Genomic DNA, 18,736 nt, shown 5'->3' on the forward strand with positions numbered 1-18,736 from the left:
ACATTCACTGTCTTCATGTGCCGCCGCGGCGGATACGGCGTTTCTGGCGCCGCGTCGGCAGCCCGCCTGCCGCCCCGCCATAACGCATGCGCCCCAGCACTTCAGCCGGGTTCGGCATGTTCCGTGTCACACGCTGGACCTGCGCCTTTGCTTTTTCGAACTGCATGACATTCTCGATCCGGCGATCCAAAAAGGCGCGCGCGTCCGGCTTGTCGGGCAATCCGTCCGATAGCCAGACCGGGGCCGTCGAACTGAGGACGGCAGACAGAACCGCCCGTTTCGAATAAAAATTGCCATCGGTCGATGTGTCGCCAATCGCACGCCAGATCATGTCAGCTGCAGCCCAGGTGATTTTGGCCCCGGTCGCGATGCCGTCCGGCAGAGATAGGCGCGCCTGAGCCCGACGCGCTGCCTCTTCATGCCGCCCGATCTCAGAGAGACGGATAATGACGGCCTGCGTCACGCGCTCGCGTATTTTCAGAGACGCCAGATCGAAGGCTTCGATCCTATCGCGTGCCGCGGCGTCCATCTGTTCGGACCAGTGTGCAATGATACTGATGACGCCATCCGGAAAATACAGCGTCTCTGCGCCCTGTGGAAGCCCGGCGCGCTCGGCGGCCTTGGCCAGCATGACATCCGTCCAGCCATCAAAGGCCGCATCGCGAAGCGCTGCCTGCAGGATCGCTGCCTTTGCCTGATCGGGTGTCATATCCGGCATATGGAGATCAGGCCGACTTGCGCAAAACGACGCGGTTAAACCAGTTCTTGATGGCGCCGACACCCGATCCTGACAGAACGCCAAAACGGAAGATACGCGCGCAGATCCACATCGTGCCAACAACGCAGATCGCCAGCAGGGTGATCGACAGCAAAACCTGCCAGAGCGGCGGATCGCTGGCGAGCCGGATCATCATGGCGAATGGGGAGGTCAGGGGGAAGATCGACGCAAAGGTCACAATCGGACTATCCGGCGCATTGAAACCGAACATGATCACACCGATCCCCATGAACATCATCAGCATGATTGGCAGAGACAGGGTCTGTGCGTCCTGCATGGACTGGGCGAGCGCCCCCAGCGCAATCAGGATGGCGGCATAGAAGACGTAGCCCAGCACCAGGAAGATCAGGGAAATCAGGATCGTCGATACCGGAAAGGCTTCCCGGATGGCCGCAACCTGTTCCGGATTGCCGAAGATCAGGAAGCCGATCAGACCACCCAGAACCAGTATGATATAGGGGGCTAGCGACGCCAGGGTCAGCATCGCAGCGCCCAGCATCTTGCCCAGCATGATTTCGGAAAAGCGCGTACTGGCCAGCATCATTTCCAGCAGCTTGTTCATCTTCTCTTCGATCATCGAGGTCAGCAACATGAACGCGCCCGCAAAGATTGTCATCAGCAAGAAAAATGCGAGTCCGATACTGGCAAAGAAAGGCAGGCGGTCGAGCATGGACACGGCAACCGCATCATCCTCGGTCGTCCCGCTCAGCTCGGCCGGATCGAACACATCGACCCGCGTCCGTCCCCGCATCGCTTCGTCATACCCTTCGGCGGACAGGCCGCCCGCTTCCAGATAGTTGCGCTTGGTGATGTCGCGGAAATAACGGTTGATCAGACGTTCGGCGGGTGCGTTGTTGAAATTCTTCGACCAGTATTGCGGGTCAGGATTGTCAGCCGTGCCCCGGATGATGATCGCGCCGTTCAATTTCGGGGTCTTGTCACCAACGGATAATCGCCGGTCGCCATCCAGATAGGGGGCGAGCTCGGACAGGGTTGATGCCGGGGGGTCTATGAAAATGAGGGAGGCCGTCGGCAATTCCATCGAATCGGCGACGCCCGGATAGCGGGTCTGCAATGTCGCGAAACCGGCATCGGCCCCTTCAGCATCGACTTGCGCCCGGAAGGCCTCACGCTCAGCCTCCGGCAGTAAAGTCGCAAGCGCTTTGACGGCTTCGGCTTTCTGCTCCGCCTGCTCAGCCGCGTAGAAAGACTTGATCGCCTCCCCATGCACACCGGTCTGATCAATCACCGTTTCGTAACGTGGGGGCGAAAAATCGAAGTCCGAATTGCTGAACATGAAGCCCAGACCCATGCCGATAATCGGGAACAGGAAGGACAGCCAGAACCCCCAGGTTTTCACATAACCCATGAAGTCGCGCATCGCGATCAACCAGATACGGGAGAATTTCGGCAGGCCCGGACGTGCGTTCGCGGCCATCATGTCGCGGCCTCCTCTTCCAGATCGGCGCGAGCATCAGCCTCCAGATCGGCCCGCACATCCTCACCAACCAGTGCCACAAAGGCTTCGTGCAAGGTGGCGCGGGTCGGCTCGAATCGGGTCAATCGCACACCCGCCTCGACACAGCGTTCGAGAATATCCGGCGTCTGCGCCGTGCGCGTCAGAAGCAGGTTCAAGGCACCATCATCGCGCCGCTCTACATCTTTGGCAAACGGCGTCACGACATCGGACAGACCTGTATTCTCCGAGGCTATAATTACGCGTCGCGGGGCATGATCAAGCGCCGCCGCGACAGAACCGTCAAACACTTTCTGACCCCGGGCCATCAGAATGATCCGGTCACAGAGACGTTCGGCATGCTCCATCACATGGGTCGAAAACAGGATGGTGCGCCCCCGGCTCGCAATCTCCCGGACCATACTCTCCAGCACTTGCTGATTGACCGGGTCCAAGCCTGAAAAAGGTTCGTCCAATATGTAGAATTCTGGGTCGTGGGCGATAGCCGATAGCAACTGGACCTTCTGCGCCATGCCTTTGGACATGTCCTTGTTCTTTTTGCGCTTGGCGTCGCCCAGCCCGTAACGGTCCAGCAGCGTATCAGCAGTTTCAAACGCAGCGCGCTTCTTCATCCCGTTCAGACGCCCCATATGAGCGATCGCTTCTCGCGCCGTCTGTTTCTTGTAGAGGCCGCGTTCTTCGGGGAGAAATCCGACACGTCCGAAGGCGGCTTCTCCGGGCGCACCGCCAAACAGGGAGACGGATCCCTGATCCGGCTTCACATAGCCCAGCGCCATACGCAGGCTCGTGGTCTTCCCAGCCCCGTTGGGCCCCAGAAAGCCCACAATTTCTCCGGGGCGGACATCGAAGCTCACATCCGTGACGGCCGGCATGCCGCCAAACGATTTCGAAACATTATCAAGGTGTAGAATTGGGTCTGAAACCGTCATTGTCGTGCCTTGGCCGACCGCCCTGTTGGATTCAAGTGAATTGGTTAGGCTATGCCATCTTGTCGCCCTGATCGCAGTCTATAAGGCTGTGCGTTGACGATCATGAGGACCGATCATGGCCTTGAAACATCTTGCGGCAATTCTATTGGGCCTTGGCATGAGCTGCCAGGCTGTACAGTGTCTGGCCCAAACTCAGGCCCAATCTCTGGCCCAATCTCTGGCTCAGACTCAAGATCGATCTCAGACGCTGGATCTTCCGAGCCGCTTCGAATCACTCGACGCCAGTGCCGACGGCGAAATCAGCTTTGCCGAGTTTTCTGACTTTACCGACGCGCTGGCGCTCTCCCGGACATTGGCCGCGCAGCACTTCACGCGGCTCAGCGGCGGCGATGCGGTCATCACAGCTCAGGAATGGTTTCTAGCAACGCAGGTCAAAGAAAGCCGCAGCTGGACACGCGGCTATACGCTTGACCCGATCGATAGTGAGCTGACAGACGTCGAGCCTGCCGACATTCGCGCCTATGACAACATTCCGGACGAGCCCGTCATAACGCCTTTGACGGACAACGGCGAACCGCCGGACGAGGACGAAGCGGGCTAGTCCCCGTTCCGCACGACACGCAGAAACGGCCTGCCGACAGGGGGGCGCACAGAGTGCTCATCGCGTTCGGGGATGAAGGGTTCTGGACGCGTCGCATCCGGCTGCATCTCGGAGGTCTCGAAAGTCTCATCCAGCTGGCGAACGCGCGGCTTAAACGTCCGACCTTTTGTCTTGAAGGATGAGCGGGGTTTGAAGGACGTCCGGCTGGGTCGCTCCAAACGATCCGCATCATTGCCGTCTACATCATCGCCATCTGCATCGCGGCGCGCTCTCAGGTCCTTCACCTTGCGGTTCATGCTGGCGACGACGCGTTTTTGCGCGAATGACAACGCATCGCCCGGTCGTCCCTTTTCGCAATCGTGGAAGGCAGAGCCGAACTGATCCAGACGTTCGGATACGCTATCGGAGAATTCGGACTCGAAGTCGGTGATCTCACCCGTTTCGCTCAGCGTGCGCTGCAAACGCTCCAATTTGCGCTTTGCGTTTCGTGCCGAACGCTTGCGGGCCTTGCGTTCTTTTTCACGCTGCTTTTCCAACCCAGCATCGCGTGCAGCCTGTTCAGTCTGCCATTGCTGCTTGTCGAAATCAGACGTCATTCTGGAACATATAGCGAACAAAGATACTCGCTGCAAATGCTGAGTAGGTCCCTCCGGGACGGATCAGTCGTCGAGGGCTCCCATATAGAGATCAAGCAGCGCTTCCTGTTCGGCCCGTTCGTTAATGTCCTGTTTGCGCAAGCTTACCAGCTTTCGCATGACCTTCGTATCAAACCCGAACGCTTTGACCTCAGAATAGACCTCGCGAATATCCGTTGTCAGCTCGGCCTTTTCAGCTTCAAGACGTTCGATACGGGCGATGAACTGACGCAATTTTTCGCGCGTCGCATCACCCATCTGTTCTTGGCGGTCGGCTTCACTCATCATGGCGGACAATCCTGTTTGTGCGATCAGCGCATTTCCTAGCGGGGCAACGGGATCGCGACAGTTGGAAAACGCAGCTTTTCTGTGGATGAGGTCGGTTTTTCGCAGCCCTTGCCCCGGGAGTTCCGTATATAGGGCTCAACAAAGGAACACTTCATGTCGACAATCTTGTTCATCCTTGCCGGTCTGGCCATGCTCTATGTGGTCTACACGCTCGTTATCGGGGCCTCCAACATGGCTAAGACGAATGAGGGCTCGCGCGAGAAATCCAATAGCTGGATGTGGAAACGCGTTGGCGGCCAGGCCTTGGCGCTCGGTCTCCTTCTGCTTGCCTTCTGGGTTCGCAAGAACGGCGGTTGATCACACATGGTCAAGCTCAACAAGATCTACACGCGCACGGGTGACGATGGTTCGACTGGCCTTGTCGATGGCACGCGCCTGTCAAAGGACAGCGACCGGGTCGCCGCCTATGGCGATGTGGACGAAACCAACGCCGTGCTGGGCCTTGCCCGGCTCGAATTGACCCATATGGGTCTGGACCGGATGCTGGGACGCATTCAGAACGAACTGTTCGATCTTGGCGCCGATCTCGCGACACCTTTGCCGGCGGAAGGCGATCCGGACTCGGAATATGCACTGCGTATCGTCGCCACCCAGGTGGAACGGCTTGAAACCGATCTCGACGCGCTGAATGATGAGATGAACGCCCTGACCAGCTTTATTCTGCCGGGCGGGTCACCGCCTGCAGCCTATCTGCATCAGGCCCGCACAGTCGCTCGCCGGGCCGAACGCAGTATGGTTCGTCTGGCGGAGCACACCGCGGTCAATCCGCAAGCCATGGCTTACATCAACCGTCTGTCGGATTTTCTGTTCGTGGCGGCGCGGTGGTGCAACGAACAGGGCGCGGGCGATATCCTATGGGTGCCCGGAGCCACGCGCCAACCATCCGCCTGACGCTAGCGACCGCGGGTGAGATATTGCCGCGTCCGGGCGGCTATTTCAGTCGGCGTGCTGCGATTGGTAAAGAAGTCGACAAACTGTCCGTCACGACCCAGCAGAAACACCAGGTCCTGATGATCGACCGTATAACCCATCGCCGATTCATCCATATCGACCTTCTGGGCATAGACCTTATAGGCCGTTTTTATAGTCTCGATCTGGTCGACGGTGCCGGTAAAACCGCGCAGACCGTCCGGAAATCCGTTATTGCCGATATAGGTCGCCATTTGCTCCGGCGTGTCGCGCTCCGGGTCCACACTGACGAGAACATATTGCACATCATTGCCATAATCGCCCATGCGCTCCTGCGCAGCGCCGAGCTTCTGCAAGGCCGTCGGACACACATCCGGGCAATAGGTGAAGCCAAAATAAAGCAGCGTGGGCGTGCCTTCGAAAGCCGCTTCGGTAACGACAGCGCCTGTATCATCGACGAGGGTAAACGGACCACCGAGCTCCGCAGTACCTGAACTGACCGTTCTGGACCCTGCCTGCCCGGCTTCTCCGGAAGTGGCATTCGGTCCGCAGGACGCAAGAAGTGTGGCCGTCAAGGCTGACAGAGCAAAGGTCGCAAGACGATTTCGGGAGGCAAATGGCATGGATTGTCTCACTAGAGATGTGTTCGTCGCGTATATAGGTTTATCCGGCGGTCAGACCAGAGGGGAAGCGCGGCCTAATGAACGCATCTGACCCTATTTCGCACCGCTTACTGGACCCTGACCAGCCCGTTTCCGCTTTGCCGCAACGTCAGCTGACCGGGTCTCTACGTCGATATACGCTCATTTTGCTGCGCTGGGCTGCCATTATCGGTCAGGCCATCACCCTGCTGCTGGTCTCGCAGTGGCTAGGCTTCGATGTCCCTCTCGTGGGGTCTGCGATCGTGATCGGAGTCGCGCTTCTTGTAAATATTGCGATCAGCCTGACGCTTCCTCTCGACCGCCGCGTGTCGGACGCCGAAGCGATCGCGCAGCTCGGTTTCGATATCGCCCAGCTGGCCCTGCTGCTTTACCTGAATGGCGGGATCGAAAATCCGTTCGCGATCCTGTTTCTCGCACCTGTAGTCACGTCGGCCACGACTTTGTCGAAGCGGGTGCTGGCAACAGTTGCCGGGCTGGCCCTGATATCTGCAACCTGCCTGATGCTCTGGCACGAACCTATTCCGTGGATTCCTGGCGTTCTGTTCGAACTACCCCGCGTTTATGAATTTGGCCTGCTGGCCGGGATCGTCGTCGGCACGAGTTTCACCTCACTCTACGCATGGCGTGCGACGCTCGAGAGCCGCACCATGAGCGCGGCCCTGTCGGCGACCGAACAGCGCCTTGCACAGGAACAGAAACTGTCAGCGCTGGGAAGCCTGGCCGCGGCGGCAGCGCATGAACTGGGCACGCCGCTGGCCACGATCACCGTGACCGCCAAAGAAATGACCCGCGAACTTCCAGAAGGCCCTCTGTCCGAAGACGCTGCGTTGGTACTCAGCCAGGCGCAACGCTGCCGGGCTATCCTCGAGCAGCTAGCTCTGCGGGGCGACACACCTGACCTCATTCACGAAACACTCAGTCTTGAAGACCTGCTGGAAGAAGCCGCCGAAGGCTACATCGATCGTGACCGTGACTTGATCGTGGAAAGCCATCAGGATGATGGTCGCCTGCCCATCATGATCCGGCGCAGACCCGAACTGCTATACGCCCTGAAGAACTTCACGGAAAACGCCGTCGATTTTGCCGCGAGCCGCGTCGAGCTGACGGCCCGGGCGTCGCGCAAAACCGTCTCGATCACGATCGATGATGACGGGCCCGGGTTTGACCCGCTGATCCGGGGTCGACTTGGTCAGCCCTATGTCACCACGCGCTCTCGCGGGCGCAGCGCCGGCGGATTGGGTTTGGGGGTTTTTATCGCCTCGACCCTTGTCGAACGGACCGGTGGGCAGGTCGCATTTGAACGGTCTCCGCTGAATGGGGCGCGCATCCGCTGCGTCTGGTCGACCGAAGCCCTGTCCGTCTGACACAGACTGCAACTCGCCTCATCACATTGGTGACAAGCTGCACAAACTGAGCCTCTTGCCAAGCCAAGCCAGCGCCCGATCCGTAACAGGATCAGAGAGAGGTTTGGCCATGAGCGAATATACGCTGCCCGATGACACATCACTGATGATTCTGGACGATGACGCGCCCTTCAGGACCCGTCTGGGCCGTGCGTTGGAGCAACGTGGCTTTGATGTCAGGACTTGCGAAACCGTGTTTGAAGCCAAGCATGAAGTTCGCAATAACCCACCTGCCTTCGCCGTCCTCGACATGAGACTGCAAGATGGAAACGGGATGGATGTGATCGACCAGCTGCATGATGCCCGGCCTGGTTCCAAGATGGTCATGCTGACCGGCTACGGCAATCTGGCGACGGCCGTGGCCGCCGTCAAACGTGGCGCGGTCGACTATCTCGCCAAACCGGCGGATGCAGACGATGTCTGCAAGGCGCTTCTATCCGAGCCCGGCAAGGCACCAGAGCCCCCGGAAAACCCCATGAGTGCGGACCGAGTGCGCTGGGAGCATATTCAGCGAGTCTACGAACTCTGCGGGAAAAATGTTTCCGAAACGGCGCGACGTTTGAACATGCACCGCCGAACACTGCAGCGAATTCTGGCGAAGCGCGCGCCCCGCTAGCTTCGAAAACCGCCGGCACGTTCGCTGTGTTTCCTGTATCTCCGCGCATGAAAAAGCCCCCGTGCCTGATGGCCGGGGGCTTTCTTGTTCGTGTCTCGCTTACTTCGGCAGCAGAACCGACGTCACAACGTGGACAGTCCCGTTGGATGTCGTCACATCCGCCATGGCGACTTTACCCTTGCCGCCCATTTCGTCCTTCACGTAGACATTGCCGTCCTTGACATAGGCCTTCAGCGTCGCGCCTGAGAGGGTGGTCAGTTTCGCCTTGCCGCCATTGGCTTCTGCCATTTCGATGATCGACGCAGCGTCGAACGATCCAGCAACAACATGGCTGGTCAGGACCTTGGACAGCTTCGCCTTGTTCTCCGGTTTCAGGAGCGTGTCGACCGTGCCGGCCGGCAGGGCACCGAACGCATCATTGGTTGGGGCAAACACTGTGAATGGGCCGTCGCCAGACAGTGCATCAACCAGATCCGCCGCCTTCACGGCTGCGACAAGCGTCGACAGATCATCGACCGAAACAGCGGTCTCGACAATGTTCGGACCCGTTTCCATCGCGCCCATGACGGCGGTGTCTTTTTTCTTGTGATCACCCGCCAGAGCAGGTGCGGCGAATGCAGATGTTGCCAGGAGGGCGGCGGCGATGAGGGGTTTGATAGTCATGGGGAAGCTCTCTTTGTGTTTCGATCAGTACAACGGCCGATGATGCGACCTGGACCTGATACGGCCCGCCCCGGACCACGGACGCCCAGATGACGCGTGTGTGATAAGCCTGACAAATCCGTCATGCAGAATGCGCCTCGGACGGGTGGGCCCGAGGCGAAAGCCCATTGTGACAACAGGAGACTGGAAAGCGTGCACGGGCTCTGCCATGGGCACGCCAATGTCTATTGCAACTCCCATAGCCGAAGGCACGCGGCTGAACCATGTTCAGGCCTTGCGGGGTCTGGCAGCCCTACTGGTTCTGCTGGCCCATATGGCGCAGGTTGAGATCCGTGGTACGGATCGCACGATCCTGCCCGAAAGCTTCGATTGGGGCATGATGGGCGTCGACCTGTTCTTCGTAATCAGCGGCTTCATCATGGTTTTCGTAACCAGGAACTGGCGGGAGAATCACTTGCACGACCGGTTGGCCCGTGTCGGCGAATTCCTCTTTGCCCGCGTCACCCGGATCTACCCGCTGTACTGGATTGTGACGCTGGCGCTCTTTATGGTCTGGATGCTGCGCCCTGACATGGTATTTTCCAGCTCACCCAATGAACCGCAGATTTTCAACACAGTGTTCCTAGTCCCGGCCTATGCTTATCCATTGCTCGAAGTCGGGTGGACACTGGTCTATGAGATGGGCTTCTACCTTCTGTTCGGCCTGTTACTGCTCGCCCCTGCGCGGTGGCGACCATGGGGCCTTCTGGCTTGGGCTGCCATCACGCTGACCGGCAATCTGTCCGGCTGGCAGACTGGATCCGCCATCGCCTTTCATGCTTTCAACCCGCTGGTATTCGAATTCCTGGCCGGTGCCGCCACCGGGCTGATCTTTTTGCGTATCAAGGGGGACCGCATATATGGTGCGATATTGCTCGCAATCGGACTGGCCGGGCTCTTCATGTGGTTCTTCTCCGCCGTACCGTTTCAGGATGGGTGGCCCCGTGTCCTGTGCCTGACGCTGCCGTCTTGCGCCGTGCTACTCGGCGCGGCCTGGATGGACCGCGCTGGCCTGCGCGCCCCCCGCTTCATGGTTCATCTAGGCGACTGGAGCTACGCGCTCTATCTGACGCATCTGCTGACGCTCGTGCTCGTCGCACGGCTGTGGCGTAAAGCCGGTCTGGAAGACGTTCCGTCTATCGTCCTGCTGGTCGTTATGGGTGTGGCCGCCATTCTTGTCGCGGCCCTCACTTACAGACTGATCGAACGCCCCCTGCTCACTCTGGCGAAAGCCTCGCGCAAACGCCTGTTCAAGGAACGCCCGTCAGCAGCACCGGCCGCTAGATGACCTGGATATCCTTGATCGGGCTGTCCGGATCGAAATAGCCTTTTTCCTTAGGAAAACTGACATTGATCATGCGCATGACAGCCTCATAGGCCTGAGCTCGCATCGGTTCAGGGACCAGCACCTCGTTCGTTTCGTCACGCAAACATTCATACAGGTTTTCCAGCGTGATCCGCTTCATATGTGGGCAGAGATTGCAGGGCCGGACAAAATCGACGGTCGGATTGGCCATGGCGACATTGTCGGACATGGAGCATTCCGTTAGCAAGATCACCTTCGCCGGATTACGGTCGCCGACATAATCGCTCATCGCTTTAGTCGATCCCGTAAAATCGGACTCTGCCACCACTTCTGGCGGACATTCCGGGTGGGCCAGCACGACGACGCCCGGATTGGCGGCGCGCATGTCGCGCACATCTTCCGCAGAAAAGCGCGCATGGACCTCGCAGCGACCATGCCAGGCGATGATCTCGATTCCGGTCTGGCGCGCGACATTCTTGGCGAGAAATTCGTCAGGCAGCATGATGACTTTGTCCACGCCCCATTCTGCGGCGATATGTTCCACGATCGCCACGGCATTGGACGAAGTGCAGCAAATGTCGCTCTCCGCCTTCACGTCGGCGGAGGTATTGACATAGGTGACAACCGGCAGGCCCGGATAGCGCTGTTTGATCAGGCGCACATCCTCACCCGTGATCGAGCTGGCCAGTGAGCAGCCCGCCCGCATTGAGGGTATGAAAACCCGTTTGTCAGGGCAGAGTATCTTGGAGGTTTCGGCCATGAAATGCACGCCGCCCTGAATGATCATGTCGGCTTCGGTCTTGGTCGCTTCGATTGCCAGACCCAGCGAGTCGCCGCGATAATCGCCGACCAGCGCGAAGATGTCCGGCGTCATGTAATTGTGCGCCAGGACGACCGCGTTCTTCTGTGTCTTCAGCGTATTGATCGCATGAACGAGCGGCGCATAGGCGGGCCACTCGAACTCAGGAATAAAATCGCTAACCTGTTCATAAAGATGGTCGGTCGCGGCTTTGACCTCATCCGTATAGGGCAGGTCTTTCGGGTAGCCATCCAGATCTTTTCCCGGAACGGCACAGACACCGTTCGGCACTTCGAGCGTCTGCCCGATCCAGTTGCCGTGTTCCCAGTTCAGGAGCTCTTTGCCCATCATCCATCCCTTATATGGTTCGGACCTGATATAGGGCGCGTTAGGCGAAGACAAAAGGGATAGCGAGCGTTGACCCCCCGATCAAAGCGCCGAATGCAATCGCATAGTTGGAGATTTTTGCGGCCGGACGGGGAACGCGGCGATCCATGATCCGACCGATAAATCCGAAAATGATTGCCATGGCTGCGCCTGCCAGTGCCCAGAACGGGACGGCCACAGTCGCAAACCCCTGCGCATCGCTGGCATCCATGCGCAGCATGTAAAGCTGAACCATGGATGTCAGGCCCGCAGCCAGGCCGAAAATCGCAATCACATTGATAAGTAGTCGCATCGTCATCCTTTCGACACACTGTTTCGAACATCAATGCGGCTCAAGCAGCATCAAGTCTCAACTGTGGTGAACATTGCGACGCGCGGCGTCAAGCCGCTGCCAAATCAGCGCAGTACGGTAGCGCAGACCGTTGCGCAGGGCTAAAGCGCCGTCATGATCAAGACTGCCCTCTATCAGCTATTCGTCCCCTCGGGACGAACGAACCGCCGGACGTTCTGGATCACGCTGGCGGCTTTTGCCGGTCTCGTCAGCCTTTTCAAATGGGGGCTGTTCCAGCACGACACGTCTGGCACCTTCTATTTCTGGGGCTTTCTTGTCTGGATCATCATGCTGTTTTGCGGCCTGTTTGCGATTTACGGCAAGCGTTTGAAGGATTTCGGGCGGTCCGTGCTGCCGATCGTCGGTCTTTTGACCGCGATTATCATCGTTCTGATCGTCATCATGCTGACCAATGGCGGGGCTGAATATTTCGAAGCCTATTCGCAGTATGACCGCAAGGCGACAATCGACCCGGAAGTCAGACAGGCGATCAATGAGCGTTATGAAGCCCGCATGTCCGGCGCAGCCCCGCTCGTAACCTATTCACTCAGCGCCATGTTGATCGCCTTCACGGCCTGGGTTGGGCTGACCAAAGGCGATCCGCAAGCCAACCGATATGGATCGCCACCAATCTGAGTCCGATTTTGCTTGCAAACTGCCAAGAATTTGCCACTCTTTGCCGACTAACGATAAAGGGAGTGTTTCATGGGTAATCTTCTGTTTTCACCAAGCGGCCGGATCGGGCCCAGCGCCTATATGAAGGGCATGATCGTGCTGGCGGTCATCAGTGCCATCATCAGTCTGATACCGATGTTCAGTCCGAGTCTCGGCATGATTCTGGGGTTTGTCTCGCTGATCCTGATCATTCCGTTCATCTTTCTGGGCATCAAGCGCAGTCATGATGCTGGCAAATCAGGATGGATGGTGCTGACACATATCCTTCTTTACATTGGCGTCGCCGTTGCACTGGGCTTCCTGTTGCAGGCCATCGGCATGGGGCCGTCTGCTGAAGCTGAAGCCGCCATCGAAGCTGCCAGCGAAAGCGCCGATCTCGGCGAAGTTATGCGTCTTTCAGGGGAACTGGCTCAAGATCAGGCTTTACCGTCTGCTGTCGCCAGCCTTGTCGGAACATTGGTGAGCGCGTTCTTGGTCAACATGTTCAATAAGCAGGATCCGGGCGACAACCAGTATGGTCCCGTCCCTGCTGCCTGAGAGCAGTAACATGCACCGTTTCAAGCCCGCCGCCAGGCGGGCTTTTTTCATGCTGTAAAGGTCGGGCCAAACAGCGTTTCAAAATTGCGCTTCAATGCTGCATCCACATTGGCCATCGATGCCGTCACACCGAGCGCTTTCAGCGACGTCACGCCATGCGCGCTAATTCCGCAAGGGACGATCCCGCCAAAGTGGGATAGATCCGGATCGACATTGATCGACAGACCGTGAAAACTGACCCAACGGCGGATACGGATACCGATCGCAGCAATCTTGGCTTCCGTGCCGTCATCCATATCGACCCAGACCCCCACTCGGCCTTCACGCCGTCCGCCCGAAACGCCAAACTCCGACAGCGTATTGATCACCAACTGTTCGACGCCGGATACAAAGCAGCGAACGTCACGCCCGCGCTCACGCAGATCCAGCATCAGATAGCCGACGCGCTGCCCCGGACCATGATAGGTGTACTGCCCGCCGCGCCCGGCCTTGAAGACAGGAAAACGGTCCGGCTGAACCAGATCGCCCGACTTCGCACTGGTTCCGGCCGTATAGAGCGGGGGATGTTCGAGCAGCCAGACCTGCTCTGTGGCCACGTGATCTGCAATCGCCGCTGCGCGGGCCTCCATTTGCGACAGGGCGTGCGGATAGGCGACAGGCTGTGTGGCCTTGTGCCAATCGACCCGTTGATCGCTTCGCAGGGCTTCGAGCCCGCAGCCTGAGCCCGTTGAAGTCATACGCCCGGACTAGCCGAAATCGCGCAGCGACTCGCGCAAGACATCCGCCGCTTCCGGATGATCCCGGTAAATGCGCGTCAGTTGATCGACGATAGCTTCCTGTGTCTGCGCGATTTCCGGTGCCCGGCTCGCCAAGGCGGCCATATCCGCAAACCCCAGATTTCCGGCATTTTCGACCTTGTCGAACATGCGCTGATAGTTCTCGACGATAGCCTTGACTTGCGGCTCGATCTTATCCGCGCTGTCCGAGTCCGTCACGCCCTCCAGAAGCTCGGCGAGGAACTTCCCATCGGCGATGACCTGATCGGCCATATCCGGGATCGACATGTCGGCGACAGCCGCATCCGTGAGGGAGCCACCGCTATCCGCATCTCGGACCGAACGGTCCGGGTTATCGGATCCGGAACCGCAAGCGGACAGAACGCTGACGGACAGGGCGGTCAACAGGGCAGTGACAAAGGCTTTCATGAAAGGCACATATGGTCCGCCCGGCAGACGGGCAAGGCCCGTCATGCGAAAGAGACGGATCACGCCCCAGTGCCCTGCAGACAATTCGACTTGGACCGTAAAACCCGCTTGCAAGACAGCCCTCTGCCTCGTTATAGGCCCGCCACCTTGATGTGCGGCCGTGGCGGAATTGGTAGACGCGCAGCGTTGAGGTCGCTGTGGGGTAAAACCCGTGGAAGTTCGAGTCTTCTCGGCCGCACCATTTTCCTTTGATGTCATTGGGCTAAGACCCTGAAATTGCTGAAAGAACCTGCATCGCCCTGTAGGTTCCTGCAGTTTCTCCCGGTTTTTGGCCTACAAACTGGCCTACAAAGGAACCTACAAATGGGTGTGATGAGAGCCCTAAATCAGCATCTCAAACGACGAGGAAACCGCTGGTTTTATGTTCGGCGAGTGCCGAAGGCTTACGCTCACTTCGATAAGCGCGGCACAGTCTATAAGTCTCTCAAAACAGAAAGCCTCGAATTGGCCCGGGCACGCCGGGACGCACTCGTCGAAGCCGACGACCAATACTGGCGCAGCGTGATGGCCAGCGCATCGAATGATACAGCCCTCGCCTTGCGGGCATACAAATCGGCGCAACGCCGCGCCATGGCGAAAGGCTTCGTTTACACACCGGTACAGGATCTGGCCGACATGGCAACTTTGGCCGAGATCATCGATCGCCTCAAAGCCATCCCCACCGATCCCGTGCCGGACAAGAAGGCGGCGGATGCGGTCCTTTGTCTGGTTGACCGCCCCTCCGTGAAGATCAGTCAAGCCATGGACATCTATGTCGAGGAGATCGCCGTCAGCGAGTTGCTCGGAAAATCTGACGAGCAAAAGAAATCTTGGCTCAAGGTCAAGAAACGCGCTCTCGCCAACTTCATTAAGATCTGAGCTGACCCCTGTAGGTGATCCACCCGCTAAGTTAGAGCTTGGCGGTTATGGTCGCCCTGTTGGGCGGACCGGAACGCAGTGTAGGGGAGCCCAACAGGGCGAGGCAAGACTGTTTTCGGCGCCGGTGGTTGATAGCCCAGCGAGCTGTGTGGTCTGACGGTGTTGTAGTGCTGCCGCCAGCGTTCGATCAGGATCTGTGCCTCCTTCAGGCTGTAGAAGATTTCTCCGTTCAGGAGTTCATCTCTCAGCTTCCCATTGAAGCTTTCATTATATCCGTTTTCCCAGGGTGACCCGGGTTCAATGTAGAGTGTCTTCACGCCTATACGGCCCAACCAGTCTCTGACAGCCTGAGCCGTGAACTCACTGCCATTGTCGGATCGGATGTGTCCCGGTGGACCCCTCTGAGTGAACAGATCAGTCAGCACAGCCAGAACGTCGTCGTGCTTCAGACTGCGCTGAACGTGGATCGCGAGGCATTCTCGCGTGTGCTCGTCGATTACGGTTAGCATCCGGAAGGCTGTGCCATCGTGGGTCCGATCCGCGACGAAGTCGTACGACCAGACATGGTCCTTGTACTGAGGCCTGAGCCGGATACAGGAGCCATCGTTAAACCATAAACGCCCACGCTTAGGCTGTTTCTGTGGAACTTTAAGCCCTTCACGTCGCCAGATGCGTGCCACCCGCTTCGTATTCACCGTCCAGCCTTCACGGCGCAGCAGCGCCGTGATCCGGCGATAGCCATACCGGCCATACTGCTCTGCCAAGCGGATAATGTCCGCGGTGAGCGCTGCCTCATCCTCTCTTGGGCGAGGCAGCTTTCTTTGAGTGGAGCGGTGCTGGCCAAGAACCTTACAGGCCCGGCGCTCAGAGACTTTGAGCGCTGCCTGCACATGATCCACGGCCAGCCGACGACGTGAAGGGCTTAATACTTTCCCTCAACAGCCTCCTTGAGAATCATCGCATCGAGTGTGAGATCTGAGACCGCCTTCCTCAGCCGCATGTTCTCCTTCTCCAATGCTTTTAATCGACGCGCCTGATCGACCTTCAGACCCCCATACTCGCGTCGCCATCGATAGTAGGTCTGCTCCGCAATGCCGAGCGATCGACAGATCGCCTTGGTCTCCTCGCCTGCCGCGAGCCGGACATCGGCCTCACGCAGCTTTGCGATGATCTGTTCAGGTGTGTAGCGTTTCCTCGCCATATCGTGCTCCTTCAAGCGCAAAATAGCCAAAAACTCTAACTCTCAAAATGAACCACTTTTTGGGGGGCAGGCCAGAAGCCCCGCCCCTCTTTGTCATCGGCCATGACGGCAACAGCCAATTCGTCAATTACCGCATCAAGGGCGCTTACCATGTTGTCGATCGGCTCTTTGGCGCGGCCGAATTGCGGCTTGGCGAGGAAGATCAGCAGATCGTTCGGATCAATCGCATCACGCCCAACAGGGCGATCCGATCAAGCCTCTAGGAGCGGATCATGAGCGACACACTCGAACTCAGAGGCAAACCCAAATCCGTGCGGCGGTTCAGTCGCCAAGCGCTGATCGGGCTGATCACGATCACCAGCCTCATTCTCGTCGGCGCCACCGCCATGGCGCTGCGCTCACCCGAGCGAGACAATCAAGCGGCGCCGCAGGAACTCTACAACACGACGATGAAGGCGTTGCCTGACGGACTGTCCGCCATGCCGACGTCCTATAGTGACATTGAACGGATTACGCCCATCCTCGGACCGCCTTTGCCGGGCGATCTGGGCGCGGGCATGGTCGGCCGTGAGCGCGCGCCTGTCCCGCAGGACAACCCCTTTCGATACCAGCCCGGGTCGCGTTCCTATCCCTCGCGGCACACCCCGAACGCTCATCCCTCAGCAGATGAAATCCTGTCGGAGTCAGCCCGCACTTCAGACTTGTTTTTCATCAGCCATGATGGCCAGTCAGATTTACGATCTGGCCAAGACCGATACGCTCAAGTCAGGTCGTTCTCAGATCAAACTAGAGCTGGAACCGACGCGCCGATCGTATTTGACGCGGGCTCTGATGGTCTGAAGACGGCGACCGACGATCTCAATCCGCAGACCCGCAAGGAGGCGTTTCTTGGAGCCGAGATAGACGCTGAGATTTATAATCCACATCGGATCCAATCGCCTGTCTCACCGTTTCAGGTGATGGCAGGCACGATCATTCCCGCTAGTCTCATCACCGGCCTGAAATCGGATTTACCGGGCCAAGTGATCGCGCAGGTGACGGAACATGTCTATGACACGCCGACCGGCCAGCATTTGCTCATTCCCCAAGGCTCAAAACTCATTGGCCGTTACGATAGCGTCATTGCCTACGGCCAGTCTCGCGCCTTGGTCGTTTGGTCACGCATCATCATGCCGGACGGCACGTCGGTGACGATTGAAAATCTGCCCGCAGTCGATATGGCCGGATATGCGGGTCTGGAGGACTCGGTCGATCGTCATGGCTGGCGATTGTTCAAAGCGGCCATTCTGTCATCCATTCTGTCGGTCTCCTCGGAAATCGGGCGCGACCGCGACGATGATATTCTCAACGCGATGCGAGACGGCGGTCAGCAAACCATCAATCAGGCCGGCCAGCAGATCGTGACGCAGCAGCTACAAGTCCAGCCGACTCTGAAAATCAGGCCCGGCTGGCGACTTCGCATCATCGTCAACAAGGACATTGTCCTGCAACCCTATGGAGGCGCCCCATGAACGCGCTCAAGATCGGTAAATTGCCAGACACGACTCCCGTCAAACTCTCCTTATCCATCCCGCCGAACCTGCAAGCCGACCTAGAGGATTACGCGGCGGTGTACGCAGACGCCTATGGAGAAAAAGCCAAGGTGACGGACCTCATCCCGTCCATGCTGGCCGGTTTCATGGCGTCAGATTCCAACTTCAAGAAGGCGCGCAAAGCGCTCGCCGAGAGCCAATAGAAAGGACTATCTCATGGCAACCATCGGTCAGTTCCGTCCCGTGAAGGACGGTTATGAAGGGACGATTTCGACGCTATCCATGGCCCGAAAAGTGAGGTTTGTCGCCAACGCCAAGAAGAAGAGCGACGATAGTCCAGACTTCTTCGTCAAAACGGGGCGATGCGACCTTGGCGCGGCCTGGCGCGAAGAAGCGAAGGATACAGGCCAGTCTTATCTCTCCGTTCGCTTGGACGACCCGAGCTTCAGCGAACCTATCCAGGCCGCCTTGTTCGACAAGGATGGCAAGGCCGAGCTCGTCTGGTCTCGCTACAAGTGAGAGACTGAATAGCGAGTGTTACGTTGGCACCTTCTGAGATCACGGAACAAGATATAGAAGACGGGCTCAACGTGCTCGCCTGGCTCATCAATCGCTATGGTGATGCTGCTTGGCCCCTCTTTGAACGGCTTGAGCGGGAGCTGGACAGTCGTCAGCAGAGGCAATCACGCATTCAATCGCGACTGACCGATAAGTTTGGTTGAAGATTGAACATGATATTCACTAGCCTGGAAAACTTCGATCCGTACGCTACACTATCATCGGCA

General features: G+C 58.2%; 24 protein-coding genes, 1 tRNA gene and 1 pseudogene. 14 read left to right on the forward strand and 12 right to left on the reverse strand.

Annotated features, from left to right (window positions below; translation table 11 throughout):
• Nucleotides 1-13: 13 nt before the first annotated feature.
• From AB6B39_RS13900 to AB6B39_RS13910, 3 genes are read right to left on the reverse strand one after another with little or no spacing between them, the layout of a single operon-like run.
• On the reverse strand, nucleotides 14-718 hold the full coding sequence (locus tag AB6B39_RS13900) for a COQ9 family protein (RefSeq protein WP_284374286.1): 705 nt from the start codon (nucleotides 716-718) through the stop codon (nucleotides 14-16).
• A gap of 7 nt (nucleotides 719-725) precedes the next feature.
• Nucleotides 726-2,219 carry an ABC transporter permease gene (locus AB6B39_RS13905; RefSeq protein WP_284374289.1) on the reverse strand — a complete coding sequence of 498 codons (1,494 nt, stop codon included), beginning with the start codon at nucleotides 2,217-2,219 and terminating at the stop codon, nucleotides 726-728.
• Nucleotides 2,216-3,127 (reverse strand): ABC transporter ATP-binding protein, encoded by a 912-nt coding sequence (locus AB6B39_RS13910; RefSeq protein WP_371398633.1) that lies wholly within the window; start codon nucleotides 3,125-3,127, stop codon nucleotides 2,216-2,218. Before AB6B39_RS13910 ends, AB6B39_RS13905 begins: the two co-directional genes overlap by 4 nt.
• Nucleotides 3,128-3,299: 172 nt before the next feature.
• Here AB6B39_RS13910 and AB6B39_RS13915 point away from each other — a divergent pair, with 172 nt between their 5' ends.
• Entirely contained in the window at nucleotides 3,300-3,785 is a 486-nt protein-coding gene (locus tag AB6B39_RS13915; protein WP_284374293.1) for a hypothetical protein, read from the forward strand.
• On the opposite strand, the gene AB6B39_RS13920 is transcribed toward AB6B39_RS13915, so the two are convergent.
• Together AB6B39_RS13920 and AB6B39_RS13925 are read right to left on the reverse strand one after the other, a co-directional pair.
• Complete coding sequence (locus AB6B39_RS13920) at nucleotides 3,782-4,381, reverse strand: hypothetical protein (protein ID WP_284374295.1); 600 nt, start codon at nucleotides 4,379-4,381, stop codon at nucleotides 3,782-3,784. The genes AB6B39_RS13915 and AB6B39_RS13920 overlap by 4 nt on opposite strands.
• Before the next feature lie 63 nt (nucleotides 4,382-4,444).
• Nucleotides 4,445-4,708 (reverse strand): DUF2312 domain-containing protein, encoded by a 264-nt coding sequence (locus AB6B39_RS13925; RefSeq protein ID WP_284374296.1) that lies wholly within the window; start codon nucleotides 4,706-4,708, stop codon nucleotides 4,445-4,447.
• Between the two features lie 153 nt (nucleotides 4,709-4,861).
• Here AB6B39_RS13925 and AB6B39_RS13930 point away from each other — a divergent pair, with 153 nt between their 5' ends.
• Nucleotides 4,862-5,065: an HIG1 domain-containing protein gene (locus tag AB6B39_RS13930; RefSeq protein WP_284374297.1), complete on the forward strand. Its 204-nt coding sequence runs from the start codon at nucleotides 4,862-4,864 to the stop codon at nucleotides 5,063-5,065.
• Between the two features lie 6 nt (nucleotides 5,066-5,071).
• Complete coding sequence (locus AB6B39_RS13935) at nucleotides 5,072-5,659, forward strand: cob(I)yrinic acid a,c-diamide adenosyltransferase (protein ID WP_284374299.1); 588 nt, start codon at nucleotides 5,072-5,074, stop codon at nucleotides 5,657-5,659.
• 2 nt (nucleotides 5,660-5,661) lie between these two features.
• Here the strand turns inward: AB6B39_RS13935 and AB6B39_RS13940 are convergent, their stop codons facing one another.
• Nucleotides 5,662-6,300 (reverse strand): SCO family protein, encoded by a 639-nt coding sequence (locus AB6B39_RS13940; protein WP_284374302.1) that lies wholly within the window; start codon nucleotides 6,298-6,300, stop codon nucleotides 5,662-5,664.
• Between the two features lie 77 nt (nucleotides 6,301-6,377).
• Between AB6B39_RS13940 and AB6B39_RS13945 the strand changes: the two genes are divergently transcribed.
• Both AB6B39_RS13945 and AB6B39_RS13950 read left to right on the forward strand, forming a co-directional pair.
• Nucleotides 6,378-7,703 carry an ActS/PrrB/RegB family redox-sensitive histidine kinase gene (locus AB6B39_RS13945; RefSeq protein ID WP_284374304.1) on the forward strand — a complete coding sequence of 442 codons (1,326 nt, stop codon included), beginning with the start codon at nucleotides 6,378-6,380 and terminating at the stop codon, nucleotides 7,701-7,703.
• 109 nt (nucleotides 7,704-7,812) lie between these two features.
• Nucleotides 7,813-8,358, forward strand: a complete 546-nt coding sequence (locus AB6B39_RS13950) for an ActR/PrrA/RegA family redox response regulator transcription factor (protein WP_284374306.1) — start codon at nucleotides 7,813-7,815, stop codon at nucleotides 8,356-8,358.
• Between the two features lie 99 nt (nucleotides 8,359-8,457).
• On the opposite strand, the gene AB6B39_RS13955 is transcribed toward AB6B39_RS13950, so the two are convergent.
• Nucleotides 8,458-9,021: a fasciclin domain-containing protein gene (locus AB6B39_RS13955; RefSeq protein ID WP_284374309.1), complete on the reverse strand. Its 564-nt coding sequence runs from the start codon at nucleotides 9,019-9,021 to the stop codon at nucleotides 8,458-8,460.
• Nucleotides 9,022-9,241: 220 nt separating this feature from the next.
• Here AB6B39_RS13955 and AB6B39_RS13960 point away from each other — a divergent pair, with 220 nt between their 5' ends.
• Complete coding sequence (locus AB6B39_RS13960; protein ID WP_284374311.1) at nucleotides 9,242-10,348, forward strand: acyltransferase family protein; 1,107 nt, start codon at nucleotides 9,242-9,244, stop codon at nucleotides 10,346-10,348.
• Here the strand turns inward: AB6B39_RS13960 and nadA are convergent.
• Nucleotides 10,341-11,516, reverse strand: coding sequence for a quinolinate synthase NadA (gene nadA / locus AB6B39_RS13965; RefSeq protein WP_371398634.1), 1,176 nt, complete (start codon nucleotides 11,514-11,516; stop codon nucleotides 10,341-10,343). The two genes, AB6B39_RS13960 and nadA, sit on opposite strands and share 8 nt — an antisense overlap.
• A gap of 37 nt (nucleotides 11,517-11,553) precedes the next feature.
• A complete protein-coding gene (locus AB6B39_RS13970) occupies nucleotides 11,554-11,844 on the reverse strand; it encodes a hypothetical protein (RefSeq protein ID WP_284374315.1) in 291 nt (96 codons plus the stop codon).
• Between the two features lie 153 nt (nucleotides 11,845-11,997).
• Between AB6B39_RS13970 and AB6B39_RS13975 the strand changes: the two genes are divergently transcribed.
• The gene (locus AB6B39_RS13975) at nucleotides 11,998-12,519 is read left to right on the forward strand and encodes a DUF805 domain-containing protein (RefSeq protein WP_284374317.1); all 522 of its coding nucleotides are present in this window, start codon (nucleotides 11,998-12,000) and stop codon (nucleotides 12,517-12,519) included.
• Between the two features lie 69 nt (nucleotides 12,520-12,588).
• Nucleotides 12,589-13,095 carry a DUF805 domain-containing protein gene (locus tag AB6B39_RS13980; protein ID WP_284374319.1) on the forward strand — a complete coding sequence of 169 codons (507 nt, stop codon included), beginning with the start codon at nucleotides 12,589-12,591 and terminating at the stop codon, nucleotides 13,093-13,095.
• 47 nt (nucleotides 13,096-13,142) lie between these two features.
• On the opposite strand, the gene lipB is transcribed toward AB6B39_RS13980, so the two are convergent.
• Together lipB and AB6B39_RS13990 are read right to left on the reverse strand one after the other, a co-directional pair.
• The gene (gene lipB, locus AB6B39_RS13985) at nucleotides 13,143-13,832 is read right to left on the reverse strand and encodes a lipoyl(octanoyl) transferase LipB (protein ID WP_284374322.1); all 690 of its coding nucleotides are present in this window, start codon (nucleotides 13,830-13,832) and stop codon (nucleotides 13,143-13,145) included.
• Between the two features lie 9 nt (nucleotides 13,833-13,841).
• Nucleotides 13,842-14,363: a hypothetical protein gene (locus tag AB6B39_RS13990; RefSeq protein ID WP_284374325.1), complete on the reverse strand. Its 522-nt coding sequence runs from the start codon at nucleotides 14,361-14,363 to the stop codon at nucleotides 13,842-13,844.
• A 91-nt stretch (nucleotides 14,364-14,454) separates the two neighbouring features.
• Here AB6B39_RS13990 and AB6B39_RS13995 point away from each other — a divergent pair.
• Nucleotides 14,455-14,541 (forward strand) — tRNA-Leu (locus tag AB6B39_RS13995).
• A 35-nt stretch (nucleotides 14,542-14,576) separates the two neighbouring features.
• Nucleotides 14,577-15,218, forward strand: a complete 642-nt coding sequence (locus AB6B39_RS14000; protein ID WP_284374327.1) for a DUF6538 domain-containing protein — start codon at nucleotides 14,577-14,579, stop codon at nucleotides 15,216-15,218.
• A 26-nt stretch (nucleotides 15,219-15,244) separates the two neighbouring features.
• Here AB6B39_RS14000 and AB6B39_RS14005 read toward each other — a convergent pair.
• Nucleotides 15,245-16,419 (reverse strand): IS3 family transposase gene (locus AB6B39_RS14005; RefSeq protein WP_284374395.1). Its coding sequence is split into 2 segments (ribosomal slippage): nucleotides 15,245-16,155 and nucleotides 16,155-16,419, totalling 1,176 coding nucleotides; the frame shifts between segments, so codons are not numbered across the junction.
• Nucleotides 16,420-16,493: 74 nt separating this feature from the next.
• Here AB6B39_RS14005 and AB6B39_RS14010 point away from each other — a divergent pair.
• The 4 genes and pseudogenes from AB6B39_RS14010 to AB6B39_RS14025 all read left to right on the forward strand — a co-directional run.
• Nucleotides 16,494-16,682: pseudogene (locus AB6B39_RS14010) on the forward strand (TrbG/VirB9 family P-type conjugative transfer protein); the annotation flags it as partial.
• Between the two features lie 9 nt (nucleotides 16,683-16,691).
• A complete protein-coding gene (locus tag AB6B39_RS14015) occupies nucleotides 16,692-17,930 on the forward strand; it encodes a TrbI/VirB10 family protein (RefSeq protein ID WP_284372707.1) in 1,239 nt (412 codons plus the stop codon).
• Entirely contained in the window at nucleotides 17,927-18,154 is a 228-nt protein-coding gene (locus AB6B39_RS14020) for a DUF2274 domain-containing protein (RefSeq protein ID WP_284372705.1), read from the forward strand. Before AB6B39_RS14015 ends, AB6B39_RS14020 begins: the two co-directional genes overlap by 4 nt.
• A 13-nt stretch (nucleotides 18,155-18,167) precedes the next feature.
• Nucleotides 18,168-18,470, forward strand: coding sequence for a DUF736 domain-containing protein (locus AB6B39_RS14025; RefSeq protein WP_284372703.1), 303 nt, complete (start codon nucleotides 18,168-18,170; stop codon nucleotides 18,468-18,470).
• Nucleotides 18,471-18,736: the final 266 nt, after the last annotated feature.

The sequence above is a fragment of the Algimonas porphyrae genome (genome assembly GCF_041429795.1).
Lineage (GTDB): Bacteria > Pseudomonadota > Alphaproteobacteria > Caulobacterales > Maricaulaceae > Litorimonas > Litorimonas porphyrae.